Genomic DNA, 263 nt, shown 5'->3' with positions numbered 1-263 from the left:
ACTGGACCTTTACGATCCTGGACTGGCAGTTCATCAACGCTTTCGCGCTGCCTGGCGGTTACGTCTATGTCACCCGCTGTCTGATCACGCTGGCTGAAAACGAGGCGCAGCTGGCCGGCGTACTGGCACACGAGATCGGCCACGTCACCGCGCGCCACTCCGCAGAGCGCTATGGCAGCAGCCAGATCGCCGGTCTGGCGACTGTGCTCAGCGGCATACTGTTGGGCCAAGCCGGGGCGCAGGCCACAGGGGGGCTGTCGCAG

The 263-nt window shown here is 65.0% G+C and carries 1 protein-coding gene; it reads left to right on the top strand.

Going from position 1 to position 263, the window contains the following annotated elements; genetic code table 11:
• A partial coding sequence (locus tag R0J92_RS23820) for a M48 family metalloprotease (protein WP_411053494.1) occupies positions 1–263 on the top strand: 263 nt, incomplete at both ends.

The sequence above is a fragment of the Tritonibacter sp. SIMBA_163 genome, from assembly GCF_046535935.1.
GTDB classification, from domain to species: domain Bacteria; phylum Pseudomonadota; class Alphaproteobacteria; order Rhodobacterales; family Rhodobacteraceae; genus Epibacterium; species Epibacterium scottomollicae.
Note: the sequence above shows the minus strand (reverse complement) of the source record. Positions and strands in the feature narration are given on the sequence as shown.